13 protein-coding genes and 1 pseudogene are annotated in these 16,012 nt (G+C 61.3%); 8 read left to right on the top strand and 6 right to left on the bottom strand.

Features of this window, described 5'->3' with window-relative positions:
* The first annotated feature begins 1 nt into the window (after position 1).
* Positions 2 to 1,462, top strand: coding sequence for a glyceraldehyde-3-phosphate dehydrogenase (locus VLL26_RS01280; RefSeq protein WP_342319336.1), 1,461 nt, complete (start codon positions 2 to 4; stop codon positions 1,460 to 1,462).
* Between the two features lie 6 nt (positions 1,463 to 1,468).
* Here the strand turns inward: VLL26_RS01280 and VLL26_RS01285 are convergent, their stop codons facing one another.
* Together VLL26_RS01285 and VLL26_RS01290 are read right to left on the bottom strand one after the other, a co-directional pair.
* Entirely contained in the window at positions 1,469 to 2,605 is a 1,137-nt protein-coding gene (locus tag VLL26_RS01285) for a glycosyltransferase family 4 protein (protein ID WP_342319337.1), read from the bottom strand.
* Positions 2,606 to 3,802 carry an NAD-dependent epimerase/dehydratase family protein gene (locus VLL26_RS01290; protein WP_342320120.1) on the bottom strand — a complete coding sequence of 399 codons (1,197 nt, stop codon included), beginning with the start codon at positions 3,800 to 3,802 and terminating at the stop codon, positions 2,606 to 2,608.
* Positions 3,803 to 3,966: 164 nt separating this feature from the next.
* Here VLL26_RS01290 and VLL26_RS01295 point away from each other — a divergent pair, with 164 nt between their 5' ends.
* Entirely contained in the window at positions 3,967 to 5,637 is a 1,671-nt protein-coding gene (locus tag VLL26_RS01295) for an FAD-binding dehydrogenase (protein WP_342319338.1), read from the top strand.
* Here the strand turns inward: VLL26_RS01295 and VLL26_RS01300 are convergent.
* Genes VLL26_RS01300 through VLL26_RS01315 form a run of 4 tightly spaced genes read right to left on the bottom strand, consistent with a single transcriptional unit; the run spans position 5,634 to position 9,601 of the window.
* Positions 5,634 to 7,217: a PTS ascorbate transporter subunit IIC gene (locus VLL26_RS01300; RefSeq protein ID WP_342319339.1), complete on the bottom strand. Its 1,584-nt coding sequence runs from the start codon at positions 7,215 to 7,217 to the stop codon at positions 5,634 to 5,636. The two genes, VLL26_RS01295 and VLL26_RS01300, sit on opposite strands and share 4 nt — an antisense overlap.
* 36 nt (positions 7,218 to 7,253) lie before the next feature.
* Positions 7,254 to 8,039: a PTS sugar transporter subunit IIA gene (locus VLL26_RS01305; RefSeq protein WP_342319340.1), complete on the bottom strand. Its 786-nt coding sequence runs from the start codon at positions 8,037 to 8,039 to the stop codon at positions 7,254 to 7,256.
* Positions 8,040 to 8,078: 39 nt separating this feature from the next.
* Positions 8,079 to 9,206, bottom strand: a complete 1,128-nt coding sequence (locus VLL26_RS01310) for a D-serine ammonia-lyase (protein ID WP_342319341.1) — start codon at positions 9,204 to 9,206, stop codon at positions 8,079 to 8,081.
* Between the two features lie 2 nt (positions 9,207 to 9,208).
* Positions 9,209 to 9,601, bottom strand: a complete 393-nt coding sequence (locus VLL26_RS01315) for a hypothetical protein (protein ID WP_342319342.1) — start codon at positions 9,599 to 9,601, stop codon at positions 9,209 to 9,211.
* Between the two features lie 47 nt (positions 9,602 to 9,648).
* On the opposite strand from VLL26_RS01315, the gene VLL26_RS01320 reads away from it, so the two are divergent.
* The 6 genes and pseudogenes from VLL26_RS01320 (at position 9,649) to VLL26_RS01345 (ending at position 16,007) form a co-directional block, all read left to right on the top strand.
* Positions 9,649 to 10,779, top strand: coding sequence for a YihY/virulence factor BrkB family protein (locus VLL26_RS01320; RefSeq protein WP_342319343.1), 1,131 nt, complete (start codon positions 9,649 to 9,651; stop codon positions 10,777 to 10,779).
* 80 nt (positions 10,780 to 10,859) lie between these two features.
* Positions 10,860 to 12,119, top strand: a pseudogene (locus VLL26_RS01325) (adenosylmethionine--8-amino-7-oxononanoate transaminase).
* Positions 12,116 to 12,778, top strand: coding sequence for a dethiobiotin synthase (bioD, locus tag VLL26_RS01330; RefSeq protein WP_342319344.1), 663 nt, complete (start codon positions 12,116 to 12,118; stop codon positions 12,776 to 12,778). The pseudogene VLL26_RS01325 and the gene bioD overlap by 4 nt, the downstream one beginning before the upstream one ends.
* Positions 12,779 to 12,815: 37 nt before the next feature.
* Positions 12,816 to 13,685: a patatin-like phospholipase family protein gene (locus VLL26_RS01335; protein WP_342319345.1), complete on the top strand. Its 870-nt coding sequence runs from the start codon at positions 12,816 to 12,818 to the stop codon at positions 13,683 to 13,685.
* Between the two features lie 78 nt (positions 13,686 to 13,763).
* Complete coding sequence (locus tag VLL26_RS01340) at positions 13,764 to 14,954, top strand: acetyl-CoA C-acyltransferase (RefSeq protein WP_342319346.1); 1,191 nt, start codon at positions 13,764 to 13,766, stop codon at positions 14,952 to 14,954.
* A 6-nt stretch (positions 14,955 to 14,960) separates the two neighbouring features.
* On the top strand, positions 14,961 to 16,007 hold the full coding sequence (locus tag VLL26_RS01345; RefSeq protein ID WP_342319347.1) for an enoyl-CoA hydratase/isomerase family protein: 1,047 nt from the start codon (positions 14,961 to 14,963) through the stop codon (positions 16,005 to 16,007).
* Positions 16,008 to 16,012: the final 5 nt, after the last annotated feature.

The following is a 16,012-nucleotide window of genomic DNA, read 5'->3' on the forward strand; positions in this document are numbered from 1 at the left end:
TGTGACTGAGGCATCCTCGAACCCCCTAAATTGGAACCACAAACTGACTCTGGCTCAGGAAATGGTTCCGTTGATCAGCCAGCTTCACCGCGAAAATAACGTCGCCACCTCCATCTATGGTCGCCTTCTGGTGGGCGTGACCGACATTGACGTGATCAAGGCGCACCGCTACGCACGCCGCATCGTGGAACGGGAGTTGCCGCTGGACGACACTTTGCCGATACTCAAGGAGCTGGTGGAGCTTGACCTCGGCAGCGCGTCGATTGACTTAGGTCGGTTGGCAAAGAACTTTTCCCGCACTGAGGGAAAAGACCTGCGCACCTTCCTGGAGGAGGAGCTTGCCGAGGTCATTGGTGGGGCCCAGCAGCTTGAGCCGCGCGATGTGGTGCTCTACGGCTTCGGTCGCATCGGCCGCCTGCTGGCGCGGATCTTGATTGCCCGCGAGGGGATGTACGGAGGTGTGCGGCTGCGCGCTGTTGTGGTGCGCAAGAAGGGCGACGACGACATTGTCAAACGTGCCTCCCTGCTACGCCGCGACTCCGTCCACGGTGCTTTCAACGGCACGATCACCGTGGATGAGGAGAAGGAAATCATCTGGGCTAACGGCACCCCGATCCAAATGATCTACTCCGATGACCCTTCCAGCATCGATTACTCCGCTTACGGCATCAACGACGCCATCGTGGTGGACAACACTGGCCGCTGGCGTGACCGCGAGGGCCTGTCGCAGCACTTGAAGTCCACGGGTGTTGACCGTGTCGTTCTCACCGCGCCGGGCAAAGGCGATGTGCGCAACATCGTCTACGGAGTTAACCACGGCGACATTACTAATGAAGACTCGGATCGTGTGATCTCCGCGGCGTCGTGCACCACCAACGGCATCACCCCGGTGCTGAAGGTGATCAACGACCGCTACGGAGTGCGTCACGGCCACGTCGAAACGGTCCATGCTTACACCAATGACCAAAACTTGGCGGACAATTACCACAAGGGCCCGCGCCGTGGTCGCGCTGCCGCCCTCAACATGGTTCTCACCGAAACCGGTGCAGCGAAGGCCGTCGCCAAGGCCCTGCCAGAGTTTGAAGGCAAGTTGACCGGCAACGCGATTCGCGTTCCCACCCCTGATGTGTCCATGGCTGTGCTGAACCTCGACCTGGAAAAGGAGGTGGAGAAGGATGAGGTTAACGATTATATGCGTCGCGTGTCCACCGACTCGAACCTGCGCCAACAAATTGACTACATCAATTCGCCGGACATCGTCTCCACGGACCTGCTCGGCACCACTCACGCTGGTGTCGTCGACGGCTTAGCGACGATCGCCTCCGGCAACCACCTGGTGCTCTACGTCTGGTACGACAATGAGTACGGCTACTCCAACCAGGTCATCCGCATTGTTGAGGAGATCGGGGGCGTGCGCCCCAAGATCTACCCAGTGCGCAAAGACCCGCAAGACATTCGCTAAGAAGCGTTAGAGCACGCGCGCCTGGGCCTCGGCGTAAAGCTCGACCAGGCGCTGCGTCGACGCCTGCCAGGACCATTTGCGTGCTTCCTCGCGCGCCGCGCGCGACATCGTGCTTCGCAAGTGCGGTTCGCTGAGCAGGCGCGACAGCGGTCCAGCCCAGGCGGAATCCGGCAGGTCCGGGTCGATCAGGAAGCCGGTGACTGTGTCCTCGACAACATAGGGCAGACCCCCGGCGCGGGCGGCGACAACCGGCACACCGGAGGCGAAAGCCTCTAAAGCCGCGAAGCCGAGGGTTTCTGTCGTCGAGGGAAACAGCAAAGCATCGCCGGAGGCGTAGGCTGCCTGCAACTCGGAACCGGTGAGGTAGCCGGTAAAAGTGATCCAGTCGCGGTTCATCGTTGCACCCAGCTCCTCGGCCTGCGGGCCGTCGCCCACCAGCGCTAGGCGCGCCGTGGGGATACGTTGCCGCACCTGCTCCATGATGCCGAGTGTCCTTGAGGTCGACTTTTCGGCGGAGATCCGACCGACGTAGATAACCAGGGGAGCGTCAGGGTTGCCGCCGCTCAGTGCGGCCCTGGCTTGAGGTGAGGCCTTGGCGGGAGAGAAACCGACCGTGTCGACAGCCTTCGGCCAAATCTCCACACGTGGAATGTCATAATCTTTCGCCTTGTCCAGCATCGGCGCGGAGGTCACCAAGTTGACCTGGGCTTTAGCGTGGAAATGCCGGATGCCCACCTGAGAAGGCTTTTTGAGCCAGCCTGCACCCAAACGCACCGTGTACTCGGGCACGTCGGTGTGGAAGGAAGCGAGGATGGGCAGACCCATCCGGCTGGCGATCAAAGTGGCGAAGCCCGCAAACCACATCGGGTTGACTGCGTGAACCACATCTGGTTTGAACGCCAAAAGCCGGCGGTACACCCTGGGAGTGAAAAACCCAGCCCCGATTTCGGGATAGAGCGGCCAGAACGGAACAGAGGGGACCTTCACCACCTCAAAGCCGGCATAGGTGGGTGGGGGATCGCCGGGAGCGAAGATGAGCACCTCGTGGCCCATGACGGCGAACTGGTCCAAAGTGCGCGTCACGCGGGTGACCACACCGTCGATCTTCGGTAAAAAGACCTCCGTAAACAGGGCGATGCGCATTTACTTCTCGCCGGCGGGGACACCCTCAGACTGGTTTTTGGTCCACAATGAGCGCGCCGGAATCTTCGAGCGGTCTGCCCGGTCAGCGTACTTGCGGGCGACGTCTTCGACCTCAAGCAAAAGGCCCTCGGCAAGGCGGGTCGGCTCAAGACCTAAATCGAGGAAGGTGTCGTTGGACACGTGCAGGTCGTTTTCCGCAGACTCTTTGCGCGGGTTGGGCACCTGGGCAACCTCAGCGCCGGAAATGCGTCCGATGAGCTCAGCGAGGTCACGCACGCGGTGCGTTTCCGTCATCTGGTTGAAAATTTTCACCCGATCACCACGGGCTGGCGGATTGTTCAGCGCGATCTCAATGCACTTGACCATGTCACGGATATGAATGAAGGCGCGTGTCTGGCCTCCCGTGCCGTGAACCGTCAACGGGTAGCCCACAGCCGCCTGCATAAGAAAACGGTTGAGCACCGTGCCGTAGTCACCGTCGTAGTCGAATCGGTTAATGAGGCGTTCGTCGCGCTCAGTTTGCGGGGTGTGGGTGCCCCAAATGATGCCTTGGTGCAGGTCCGTGATGCGCAGCTCGTCGTTTTTCGCATAGTAGGCGAAGAGGTTTTGATCCAGCACCTTCGTCATATGGTAGACCGAGCCCGGGTTCGTCGGGTAGAGAATTTCCTGCTCCACGGTCGTGTTGTTTTCGGTTTTGACCGTAACGTTGAGGTAGCCCTCCGGGATTTTCATTCCGGCGGTGCCGTAGCCGTAGACGCCCATGGTGCCCAAGTGGACGACGTGGACATCCAACCCCGACTCCACGATGGCTACCAGCAGGTTATGTGTGGCATTGACGTTATTGTCGATGGTGTATCGCTTCGTGCGGTGGTTTTTCATCGAATAAGGCGCGGCGCGCTGTTCCGCGAAATGGATGACCGTGTCGGGGCGGTATTCAGTGATGAAAGCGAAAAGGCCATCGAAGTTATGGGCGACGTCGAGGTTGCGGAATTCGATGTCTTTACCGGAGACTTCCCTCCATGCCGCAATCCGCTCGTCGATCGTGGCAATCGGGGTGAGTGATTGCGCTCCAAGCTCCTCGTCGATGCGTCGGCGCGACAAGTTGTCCACGATAGCAACATCGTGGCCGAGGTCGGAGAGGTGCAGAGACGCCGGCCAACCGCAAAATCCATCTCCGCCGAGAACAGCAATCCTCACTTCGGGCCCTTCCTGGAAAACATTGTTTGGGTGCATGTTTAAGGACCGCCCTCAGGTTTCCGGCGGGCCTTCGGTATAGGTTACAACCCGACAGCGCTAAGCGCTGACTAACTCAAATCGGGTTCGCCCAACCTTTTACTCGTGCTGCGGTAGCATTTTCGTGTATGAAAGAAACAATGCGTGCGGGAGGCCAAGCGGACGTCATCGTGGTTGGGTCCGGTTTGTCCGGGATGGTGGCTGGCTACGAAGCGGCACGAGCGGGACGAAAAGTTGTTTTTGTTGAGCAGGAGAGCAAAGCAAATCTTGGGGGACAGGCCTTTTGGTCGCTCGGCGGGCTTTTTCTGGTGGATTCCCCCGAACAGTCCTTGATGAAGGTTAAAGATAGCGAGGAGCTAGCGTGGGTGGATTGGCTGAACTCCGCTGACTACGACGATGAGGAGCACGACAACTGGCCGCGTCGGTGGGGGCGTGAATTTGTGCGCTTTGCAACCCATGAAATGCGTGATTACCTCAAAGGTTTGGGTCTGCGTGTACTACCAACCATCGGTTGGGCTGAGCGTGGCTCCGGTGACGCCTCCGGCCACGGCAATTCCGTGCCGCGCTTCCACGTCACCTGGGGCACCGGCCCGGAAGTGGTGCGAGTCTTCGCGGATCCGCTTCGTGCATTCGAGGCCGAAGGCCGCGTCGAATTTCGCTTCCGGCACCGTGTCGACGACATCATCGTCGAAAATGGCGCGGCAGTAGGAGTACGTGGTGTGCAGCTTGTTGAGGATACTGGGGCGCGCGCGGAGGCGTCGTCAAGCGATGAGCTCGCCGCGTTCGAGCTGCGCGGCGCAGCTATCGTCATCGCAACCGGCGGCATCGGCGGCAACCTTGAGAAGGTGCGCCGTAGCTGGCCGGAGGATCGGTGGGGTCCCTGCCCGGACAACATGGTCACTGGCGTGCCAGCCTACGTTGACGGCCGCGGCATCGACATTGCGTCCGAAGCGGGCGCCCGCCTGGTCAACACCGACCGCATGTGGCACTACCCGGAAGGAATGATTAACTGGGACCCGATTTGGCCGGGCCACGGTATCCGCATCATTCCCGGCCCGAGCGCCTTATGGCTCGACGCGAGCGGAAAGCGCCTGCCTGCGCACCTATTTCCAGGTTCCGACAACCTCGCAGCCCTGTCACATATCGGGCGCACCGGCTACGGTTACTCCTGGTTCATCCTCAACCAGGCCATCGCCGACAAAGAGTTCATCTTCTCCGGCTCGGAGCAAAACCCGGATTTGACTGACAAGTCCCTCAAAAAGCTCGCCGGGAAACTCGGTCCGGGAACTGCAGCGCCCATCAAAGCTTTCCAAAACAACGGTGTCGACTGGGTCACGGCGTCCACCCTCGACGAACTGATCGAGGGCATGAACGCGCTTGGCGAGGTCACACTGGACGCCGAACTGGTCCGCCGCCAAATTATCGACCGCGACGCCCAGATGATGAACCCCTTTTCCAAAGACATCCAAGTCAATTACATCCGCATGGCGCGAAACTTCTTGGGTGACAAAATCGTGCGCGTCCACCCGCCGCACCGCCTCCTCGACGAAACGAAAGGCCCGCTGATCGCAGTACGGCTGCACATTTTGACGCGGAAAACACTCGGCGGGATCGAAACCGACCTTGCCGGCCGTGCCTTAACCGCCGATGGGTCCGTTTTCGAAGGGCTCTACGCCTGCGGGGAAGCCGCCGGCTTCGGCGGCGGCGGAATGCACGGCAAAAACGCGCTGGAAGGTACCTTCCTGGGCGGATGTATCCACTCAGGTAAGCGAGTCGGAGAGACGCTGGGGCGAGGTTAGTTCGCTGCGGGGGCGGGCGGTGGAACCGGGGCTCCCGCCGGCGGAGCGATCTTCGGGTAGCGGCGTTGCCTCGACTGGGAAGCTGTTGCGTCTGCTGCGGTCGGTGCAAAGCTCGTTACCGCTGCAGCGCTGGCGGGGAAGGGCCGGTGTGGGGTGGGATCCCAGTCGGAGTCGACCAGCTTCTTTTGCGACCACAAGCCGAGGGCGAAGACCGCAGCGCCGATCAGCACAAGCAGCGCGAGTCCGCCGACGTTGCCCACGCGGGCCGCAAGGCCCACAAGGATGCCGAACCAGCCGAAGTCGGCGTCGCCAAAGGTTGTGTTCTGCGCCCCGAAGCTTCCGAGTGCTTGCAGGAGAAACGCCGGCAAGAACGTGATGAGCACACCGTTGGTGAACCCGCCGAGGACGGCGCCGCGACGGCCGCCGGTGGCGTTGCCGTACACACCAGCGGCACCGCCCGTGAAGAAGTGAGGGACGAGGCCGGGCAGAATCAAAGCGATCCCAAATGCTGGGTTGAGCCACGCCGCCAGCACAGCCAGTCCCACCAACCCGCCGACGAAGGAGGAGATGAAACCGAGGAGGACGGCGTTTTGTGCGTAGGGGAAAACGATTGGGGCATCAAGCGCCGGGATAGCGCCTGGGACGACCTTGTTGGCGATGCCTTGGAAAGCGGGAATCAGCTCACCGAGGATCGTGCGGACACCGAAAAGGATCACCGCGACCGCGACACCGAACTGCAAACCCTGGGTGACGGCCTGCATGTAGTAGTTGCCGATATTTGCGGCACCGTCGGGGAAAGCGGCGAACGCGGCTTCGCTGCCCACTCGGATGTGGAGGAGCGCGGCGACAGCGACGTACATGATAACCATCGAAAGCGCTGTGGAGACCATCGAGTCACGCAGAAACCGCAACCCCTCGGGCAGACGAAGGTCCTCCGTGGAGTCAGACATTTTATCCCCCTTGCCGCCGACGGCTTTGCCGACGGCACCCGCGGCGACGTACCCGGCGGTGCCGAAGTGACCAATGGCAATCGAGTCATTCCCGGTGATCCTGCGGGTCCAGGGGTGAGCGATGGCCGGCAGTGACACCATGAGGACACCGAGTAGAGCGGCTCCGAGAAGTACGACGACCCATGCGTTGTAGCCTGCCGAGGCCAAAATGATGGTGAGCATTGTGGCCATGAATAAGACGTGGTGGCCGGTGAGAAAAACGTAGCGCAGTGGCGTGAAGCGGGCGAGGATGAGGGAGACTGCAAACCCGAGGATCATCAGCCACGCAACTTGCGCGCCGTATTGTGCCTGAGCGATGCCGGCGATCGCTTCATTCGTTGGGATCACTCCCTGCGCGCCAGTTGCGCCCTGGATCATTTCTCCGAGCGGTTCCAATGAGGCGACGACGAGGGTGGCGCCCGCCCCGATGAGCAAGAAGCCGAGCGTTGCTTTGATGGCGCTGCCGACGACTTGACCTGCCGGTTTTCGCAAAGCGATCAGGCCGACCGCCGTGATGATGCCGATGAGGAAGGCGGGAACAGCGAGAACCTCGTTGACGAGGAACTGCGGGATGGAAAGAAGTGTGTCCATAGTGGTGTCCTAGATGCCGTGGATGTCCTGGATGTCCTAGATGTCGTAGAGTTCGCGGAGGGCGGAGTCAACCTCGCCGGTTGATGTGAAGTCCTCGATGATATAAACCGGCACACCGAGATCACCCAAGGTGCGGGCGATTTCGCCGGAGGTGAGGATGACGTCGGCCTCCTTGGCTTTGCCTTTTGCCGAAATTGTGTCCGTCGCCTCCACATTGATAAACGGCGCCCACCCCCATGTGCCGAGGACGTCTTCGAGGGTGTTTTTGAGAAATAGTGAAGTGCCGAGCCCGTTTCCGCAGACAGTTAAAATCTTGTTCTTAGGCTCCGTGGAGTAAGAGGCTGTGTCTGTGTCTGTGTCCGTGGTGGCTGGGGTGGGTGCGGTGCCGCCAAGAACTTGACGTAGCTGCGCGGGGGTCAAAGCCGCGTCCAGCTCCTCGCGGCGCTTGCTTAAAACGGTGGCAATGTCGGCCATTGCCTGTTGGTGGCTTGTCGAATCCAGCGCTGCCAGCGCGACGACGATTCGGACGGGGTCGTTTTTGGGGTGCCCGAACTCGACAGCTTCGGTGAGGTGTAACCAAGAAACAGTAGTTTTCCGCACTGCGGAGGAGGGGCGGGCGTGAGCGAAAGCGAACCCAGGGGCGACAACTATGTAGGGTCCGTTGTTCTTGACGGACTCCACCATGGCCTCCGTGTAGGAAGGGTCGACGTTTCCGGTGGCGCTAAGGAGGCGACCGGCTTGCCGGATTGCATCTTCCCAGGAGTCGGCAGTGGCGGCGAGATCGATCGACTCATCGGCCAATAGTTCGTTGATGGTAGGCATACTTAAAAGTTTAGTGCCGCACGGCGGCATGGTAACTCCTTAAGCTCCCAACCCGGACAGTTTCGCCTCCCTGCGCAAAAGCGTGCGGTCTTCTTCCGGGATCAATGAGCCTCCTGTTAGCCAAGCTAGGTGGGTGCCTTTTTCTTCGGCGCGTGAAGCGACGAGAGTAGCTACGGCGGCGGAAGGCTCGACTAGCACTCCAGTTGCTTCTTCGAGCTGGGCGGTAGCTCTTAGTGCCTCCGTATCTGTCACCGTGTGGAAACCGGAAAACAAATGCGCCACCTCGCGGCTGACCAGGGGAGAGGGCCGCTGCACCGCGAGCCCGTCGGCGATGGTCACTCCTGATAAACCAATATCCGCGCAAGAGATTTCACAGCCGCGGCCGGTGATTTGGCCGAGCGTCATCGCTGGGCAGGTCACCGGCTCCACCACGTGGCAGCGCACTGCGTCGCCGTAGACCATCTTCACGCCGAAGGTGACTCCGCCAGGCCCGCCGCCGACCCCGCAAGGCAGATAAATGTGCAAGGGATTGGTGGCGGAAAACTTCATTCCCAACGCGTCGAACTGCGCTTTGAGGCGCTCGCCAGCCACGGCGTAGCCGGCGAGCAGGCCGAGGGAGTCCTCGTCGTCGATGAAAAAGGCGCCGGCCTGCGTGGCTGCGTCGCGCGCCGCCGCGATGACATCGGAAAACTGTGCGTCGTGTTCGACTACTTGCGCCCCTTTGTCAACTAAGCGGTTCTTCTTCCACTGCTTCGCATCAGCCGACATGTGGACCTCTGTGTCGAAGCCGAGGGCGGGGCCGACCGTGCCGATGGACAGGCCGAGGTTTCCGGTGGAACACACCACCAGCGGCGGTTTGTCTACCGGGTATTGCTCGGACAGGCGAAAAACTTCATGGATGCCGCCGCGTGCCTTGATGGAACCCGAAATGGGAAGGGCGTCGTCGCGCTTGAGCCACACGTCGCGGTCGTTGACAAGCGCGCGCTGGAGGGCTGATTCGATGACGCCATGTCCGCCGTAGGTCTTTGCCACCCAAGGCTCGAAGCGGGAAAAGCGTGCGGCGGCCTCGTGTACCTTCGCGACGATGTCCGGGTTGAGGTAGTTACTGGTTTCCCCGCGGCGCCAGCTCACCGGTTTGGCCGCGACCAAGGAGTCGACAATGCGCAAGGTTATTCCACCACGATCCCGAGGTGGAGCGAGAGCAGTTCGTGTGCGCCGGGTCCTGGCGGAAGCGCAGCCAGCTCCGCTGCCGTGTCCGCGGTGACGGGGATGATCCACCCAAGGTTCGGATCGAGGGCGGGAGCGGCAGGTGTTTCGACGGGCACGAAGGTGACATCGCGTTCGCCTGGGCTGGTCAGGCGCACAGGGGATTCGATTAGGCGCAGTGGATCGATAGTTGAGGTCGTGATAATCACGAGCATTTCATTGCTATCGGGGGAGAGGTTGGCGGTGTGCACGTTGAGCTTGTCGACGCCGACTTCTCGCCACGACTGTGGATAGTCGATGAGAGGGGCGGAGGCATTCCCGGTGAGGAAAGCGCGCATCCGATCTAGAAATCCCATGTTGGTAGCTTAACGCGGTGTGCAAGCCCCCGACTACGGTAAATGGCATGGAAAACCCCGAGGTTGTCGCGCATCGCGCGGAGATGGTTTTGCCGTACGGTGTGGGCCGCGTTGAGGTTGTCGCACCACCTGGGGTGCGGCCGCATCCTTTGACCACGCCCGGTAATCGGTTGACGCGCGCCGGGTGGGTGTTGGTGCTCAAGCGGCTCGTTGCTGACTTTTCGGTTGATGCAATGGTCGACCGTGCCGCAAGCCTTACCTACTACACGCTGCTCTCGCTTGCTCCGGCGATGGTGGCCACGTACTCTTTCTTGCTTTTGTTGTTGCCCGCTGATGATCGTGAGATCCCGCTGCTTTTTGCTGAATTGGTCGAGCGCTACATTCCCAGCCAGTTCCAGATGCAGGCGCTCGCTGTTGCCGACACCATCGTGGGCACTCCCTCGGAAAATAAGGTGGCTTTGATTGTCTCCGGGTTGCTGTCGCTTTTGTCTGCCTCCGCGTATATGCGCTCCTTTTCGCGCAACGCCAACGTGATTTACGGGCGCGTGGAGGGCCGCAATTTCTTGCTGACGTGGCTGACTATGGGTCTGGCTACGGTCGTGTTGGAAGCCGGCGCGTTGGTGATCATTGTGGCGAGCTTGATGAGGGAGTCGTTGATAGTCAAGGTGCTTGGGCCGGTCGCAGAACCACTCGGTGTGGTGGAGGAGCTGGAGTATATGACCTCCATTTTTCTTCCAGTGTGGAGCTGGTTGCAGATGCCCTTTATCGCTGTGGTTTCTCTTGGGTTAGTCTCGATGCTTTTTTATGTCGCCCCGAATGTGCGCCGTGGACGCTTCCGTGTTTTTACTGTTGGGGCTTTGTTGTCCTTTTTGCTCAGTGCGGTGATTTGGCTGGGTTTTGGTTTGTATACCTCTCTGGTGGGGGTGCGCTCCGCCTACGGGGCCTTTGGCACCGTGCTGACTGTGCTTTTGCTTGTTTGGTTGATGAACGTGGTGCTCCTTGTTGGCGTGAAGGTCGATGCTGAGGTTTTGCGCGCCAAGGAGCTGCAGTTGGGATATGGTTCTGATGTTTTGATCCAGGCGCCGCCGAAGTCGATGGAGGCGGTGAAGTTTCGTATTCAGGTCCAGCGTTGGCTGGATAAGACGGCGGCGCGGGTGAAGGGGCAGCCTGGCGGTTAGGGTGTGGGGAGCGCGTGGTTGTTTCAAGGCTGTGTGTTGGGTTGCGTTGAGTGCGTGCTAGCGTCGTGTCCGTGACAGCATTGAACGGTGTTCAAGAAATAGCCGAGATTGACGCGCAGCATATCTGGCACCCCTACGCCGAGCCCGGACAGTTCAACTACCCCGTGCGCGCCACCAACGGTGCTTTCATCGAGCTTGAGGATGGCCGCACGCTTATCGACGCCATGTCGTCGTGGTGGTCCGCCGTCCACGGCCACGGCCACCCCCGCCTCGTGCGCGCGGCCAAAAACCAAATCGAAAGGTTTAGCCACGTGATGTTCGGCGGGCTCACACACCGACCTGCCGCTGAGCTCACCCGCAACCTCCTCGACCTGACCGGCGGAGAATTTACGCACGTGTTTTATTCCGACTCGGGTTCGGTGTCGGTGGAAGTGGCTATGAAGATGGCCCTGCAGTACGCCCGCGGAATCAACGCCCCCCGAGCGAACCAAGTTTTTGACTTGGCGCGGCGGCTACCACGGCGACACCTTTGCGGCGATGAGCGTGTGCGACCCGCAAGGCGGCATGCACGCGCTGTGGTCGGCAGTGCTTGCACAGCAGGTCTTTGCTCCGGCTCCCCGCTGCCCGGTGCGCCAGCCGAGGACTACCTGGAGCTCATCGACAGCCTCGTCGGAAAGGACGTCGCTGCGATCATCGTGGAGCCCCTCGTGCAGGGCGCGGGCGGTATGCGTTTCCACGACCCGTCACTGCTGCGGGGGCTGCGAAAGATTTGCGACAGTCACGGCATCGTCTTGATCGCCGATGAGATTGCTACCGGTTTCGGGCGCACTGGGCACCTTTTTGCCACTCTCGACAACGGGGTGGTTCCTGACATCATGTGCGTCGGCAAGGCTCTCACCGGCGGGTTTATGACTCTAGCTGCGACGTTGGCGACGAGGAAGGTGGCGCACACGATGCAACCAAGCGCTTTGCTGCACGGGCCGACGTTTATGGCTAACCCGCTGGCCTGCGCGGTAGCCGCCGAGTCCACGGCGATGATCGCGGCGGGTTCATGGCGCGGTCAAGTTCGCACCATTGAACGAGGGCTCAAGGAGGGTTTAGCGCCGCTGATTAATCAGCCTGGCGTTGCAGACGTTCGCGTTAAGGGGGCGATCGGGGTCGTCGAGATGCGCGAAGACGCGCCGCTGCGTGAGGCGACTGAGGCCGCAATGGGCCACGGGGTGTGGATCCGGCCCTTCGGGCGGCTGCTCTACACCATGCCGCCCTATATCTGCGGCGAGGAGGAAGTCGCCAGAATTTGTCGCGCCCTGGGGGCGGCCGCGGAGGTTGCGGCGCGATGATTGTGGCGGTAACCGGAACCGGAACGGATGTGGGAAAAACGATAGCGACCGCAGCCGTGGCTTCGCGTTTGGCCCGCACGGGTCGCGATGTGGTGTTGCTCAAACCCGTGCAGACGGGGGCTGCTCAAGGCGGTGGTGACGCTGAAACGGTGCACCGCCTCACCGGGGTGGAGGCGGTAACTGGGTGGAGTTACCCGGAGCCGCTGGCGCCCAACCTGGCGGCGCGGCGCGCCGGGCAACCGACGCCTTGCCTGGCGCAGCTACGGGACTGGATCCAAGGCTACGAGCGGCCCGATCGAGTGGTCCTTGTCGAGGGAGCTGGCGGTCTTGCCGTGCGCATCGGTGATGATTACACCTTCGCTGAGGTTGCCCACTTCCTCGGCGCACCAGCGCTCGTGGTGACTTCGCTCGGTTTAGGCTCTCTCAACCTCGCCACGCTGACGGTGGAAGCTGCGCGCCGGAGTGGAGTAGTTGTTGCGGGTCTCATCGGTGGGGCGCTCGAGGCCGAGTCGGACCTGGCCACCACGCTTAACCTCGAGGAGTTGCCGGTGGTTACCGGCGTGCCTTTGATTGGTGTGTTACCGGCAGGTGCCGGGGTGCTTGACCCCGAAGACTTCGCGGTGGTTGCGCAAAAGGCTGTGCCCGAGCTTCCCTTTTGAGCTGACCTTTCCTGCCTCGCGGCGGTACCCTGTGGTCATGATCGATGCCGAGAACACAGCGCTGATCTTCGAAGGCGGGGGAATGCGCAACTCTTACACCGCCCCCGCCGTGGTCAAGCTCATCGAAAAGGACGTTCGTTTCGGGTGGGTTGGAGGTGTCTCGGCTGGTGCTAGCCACACGGTGAATTTTTTGTCGGGTGATGCGTGGCGCGCCCGCGAGAGCTTCGTTGAATTCGCGAACAATCCCAGTTTCGGCGGGGTGTCCTCTCTGCTGCGGGGCAACGGTTACTTCAATGCTGAGTTCATCTACGAGCGTGCCGCCGAAAAGGACCTTCCCTTCGATTACGAGGCCTTTAGTGCTAACCCGGCTGCGATGAACATTGCCGCCACGCGCGCTGATACCGGAGAGTCCGTGTACTTCACCCGAAGCGATATCCGTCAGCCTGAAGACATCTACTCTTTCGTTCGGGCATCGTCGACGTTGCCGCTCATCATGCCGATGAGGCTTATCGACGACATCCCTTATGTCGATGGTGCCTTAGGAACCAGCGGGGGTATTGCTATTGAGCAGGCGGAGGCAGCGGGCTGGGAGAAGTTTTTGTTCGTGGGCACCAAACCTCGCGACTATGTTCGCCCTGAGGTTGCTCGTCCCGGGGTGGTGAAAAGGATATTGCGGAAGACCCCAGCGGTGGCGGACGCTTTGATTGCTCGGCCGGCCCGGTACAACGCCTCGAAGCAGCGGCTGTTGGAGTTGGAGCGGCAAGGTCGGGCGCAGTTGTTCTTCCCGACGGATATGCAGGTTTCCTCGACGGAGCGCAATGTGTCCAAGCTGCAGGAGAATTGGGCGGCGGGCGCGCGCCAAGTGGAGGCAGAATGGCCGCGGTGGGAGGAGTTCCTCAGCACTTAGGTAAAGGAAGTGGCGCGCGTCACGCCACGACGGTACGATTGCAGGGAAATACGTACCGTTTTGAAGGGTGGAAACTCGATGACGAGCAACACAAACGACGATGTCGTGATTGTGGGTGCGGCCCGCACCCCATTTGGCAAGCTCCTTGGGGCCTTTGCCACTCTGCAGGCCACGGAACTGGGCAGCCACGCAATACGGGCAGCTCTAACCCAAGGCGGGGTGCCAGCCGATGAGGTGGAAGCGGTCATTATGGGGCAGGTCCTGCAGGCCGGGGTCGGACAAAACCCCGCCAAGCAAGCCGCCCTGGGGGCGGGGATTGCGCGGAGCGCACATACTTCGACGGTCAACAAAGTGTGCCTCTCAGGGCTCACCGCCGTCATTGACGCCGCGCGCCTTGTCCGCTCCGGGGAAGCCACAGTAGTTGTGGCGGGAGGCATGGAGTCCATGACCAACGCTCCGCACCTGTTACCCAAAACCCGTTCCGGAGTGAAATTCGGCGGCTTTGAAGCCCTCGACCACATGGAGTACGACGGGCTGCGCGAAGCGCAGCAGGGCATTTCGATGGGCGTGCTGACTGAACAGCACGACAGTGACTACCCGACCACCCGCGAGGAACAAGACCACGTTGCTGCCTTGTCGCACCAACGCGCTCTCGCCGCCACCCACGACGGCACGCTCGCCCGCGAGATCTCCCCGGTCACGGTACGCAGCCGCCGCGGCGAGGTCACCGTCGAGACCGATGAGGGCATCCGCGAAGGTGTCACGGAAGAATCCCTGGCAAACCTGCGACCGGCGTTTAGCAGCGACGGAACCATCACCGCAGGTAACTCCTCGCCAATTACGGACGGCGCAGCCGCCGTCGTTGTCACTACCCGCCAGCACGCCGCACAACAGGGCTGGACAGTGCTAGCGACCCTGCGCGCCGTCGGACAGGTGGCAGGCCCGGACGCCTCCTTGCAGGCCCAGCCCGCCAACGCCTTGGAGGCAGCGCTCAAGCGCCAGGGTTGGGACGCCCACAAGCTAGACCTCATCGAGATCAACGAAGCTTTCGGTGCAGTCGTCGCCCACTCGATGCGCCAACTGGGGGTGTCCGAGGATGTGGTCAACCCGCACGGCGGGGCCATCGCCATGGGGCATCCGATTGGGGCTTCGGGGGCACGGCTCGTTGTCCACGCCGCACACCAGATCGCCGCGGGCCATGCGACCACCGCCGGAGTCGCCCTCTGCGGCGGCGGCGGCCAGGGCGAAGCACTACTGATGGAGACATAAAGCACCATGACCAACACCACTTCCACTGTTTTAAGCGAGATCCGCGACAAAGCCGGGATCATCACTCTCAACCGCCCGCAAGCCCTCAACGCGCTCGACCTCGAGATGGTGCGTGAGATGCGCCGAGTGCTGGAAAAGTGGGCTTTTGATGATGCAGTGCAGCTCGTCATCCTGCGAGGAGCGGGGGAAAGGGCCCTGTGCGCCGGAGGCGACATCGCTTCCCTCTACCGCGACGCCCGCGAAGGCGGAAACGAAGGCGCGGTGTTCTGGCGCGAAGAATACGAGCTCAATCACCTCATCTCCACCTACCCAAAGCCCTACGTAGCCTTGATGACCGGCATCGTCCTCGGCGGCGGCATCGGAGTCTCAGCGCACGCCTCGCACCGCGTCGTCACCGACGATTCGCGCATCGGAATGCCAGAAACCGGCATCGGTTTCGCCCCGGACGCCGGGGGATCCCACCTTTTGGCGGCATCCCCTGACCGCCTTGGACGCCACCTTGCCTACACATCCCTGCACGTCGGGGCAGCCGAAGCAATAGACACCGGCTTCGCTGACTTCTATGTGCCGCAAGACCAACTAGAAGGACTCGTCGACAAGCTTGCCCACAGCGGCGACCCAGAGCAGATCCACACTTTTGCCGGGGACCCAGGCCAAGGTTTCGGAGCCGACCGCGCCGAAATGGTCGAGGTCTACGCCGCCGATACCGCGGAAGAAACCCTGCGCCGACTCGATGAAGCGAACGGCGAATGGGCCGAAAAAGCCGCAAAAGCCATGCGCCGCAACTCCCCACACAGCATCAAAGTTACGGAAGAAGCACTCAATCGCAACGAGGGCCGCGACCTGGCTGAAGCGCTGAACCAGGAGTTTTGGGTTTCGCTGAACCTGCAGCGCTTCCCGGATTTCGTCGAAGGTGTGCGCGCGCAAATCATTGACAAGGACCGCTCGCCGGCGTGGGAACATGACTGTCTCGAAAACGTTCCCGCCGACACCGTTTCTGCGATGTTTGAACCGATCGAAGGCCAAACCCCGCCGTCATTTACAACCTCTTAGGAGCA

The organism is Corynebacterium sp. BD556 (genome assembly GCF_038452275.1).
GTDB lineage: Bacteria > Actinomycetota > Actinomycetes > Mycobacteriales > Mycobacteriaceae > Corynebacterium > Corynebacterium mayonis.

Bases quoted from the DNA above. Each gene is read 5' to 3' on its own strand.
- VLL26_RS01285 (WP_342319337.1), bottom strand. From the start codon at position 2,605: ATGCGCATCGCCCTGTTTACGGAGGTCTTTTTACCGAAGATCGACGGT.
- VLL26_RS01295 (WP_342319338.1), top strand. From the start codon at position 3,967: ATGAAAGAAACAATGCGTGCGGGAGGCCAAGCGGACGTCATCGTGGTT.
- VLL26_RS01300 (WP_342319339.1), bottom strand. From the start codon at position 7,217: ATGGACACACTTCTTTCCATCCCGCAGTTCCTCGTCAACGAGGTTCTC.
- VLL26_RS01305 (WP_342319340.1), bottom strand. From the start codon at position 8,039: ATGCCTACCATCAACGAACTATTGGCCGATGAGTCGATCGATCTCGCC.
- VLL26_RS01315 (WP_342319342.1), bottom strand. From the start codon at position 9,601: ATGGGATTTCTAGATCGGATGCGCGCTTTCCTCACCGGGAATGCCTCC.
- VLL26_RS01320 (WP_342319343.1), top strand. From the start codon at position 9,649: ATGGAAAACCCCGAGGTTGTCGCGCATCGCGCGGAGATGGTTTTGCCG.
- bioD (WP_342319344.1), top strand. From the start codon at position 12,116: ATGATTGTGGCGGTAACCGGAACCGGAACGGATGTGGGAAAAACGATA.
- VLL26_RS01335 (WP_342319345.1), top strand. From the start codon at position 12,816: ATGATCGATGCCGAGAACACAGCGCTGATCTTCGAAGGCGGGGGAATG.
- VLL26_RS01340 (WP_342319346.1), top strand. From the start codon at position 13,764: ATGACGAGCAACACAAACGACGATGTCGTGATTGTGGGTGCGGCCCGC.
- VLL26_RS01345 (WP_342319347.1), top strand. From the start codon at position 14,961: ATGACCAACACCACTTCCACTGTTTTAAGCGAGATCCGCGACAAAGCC.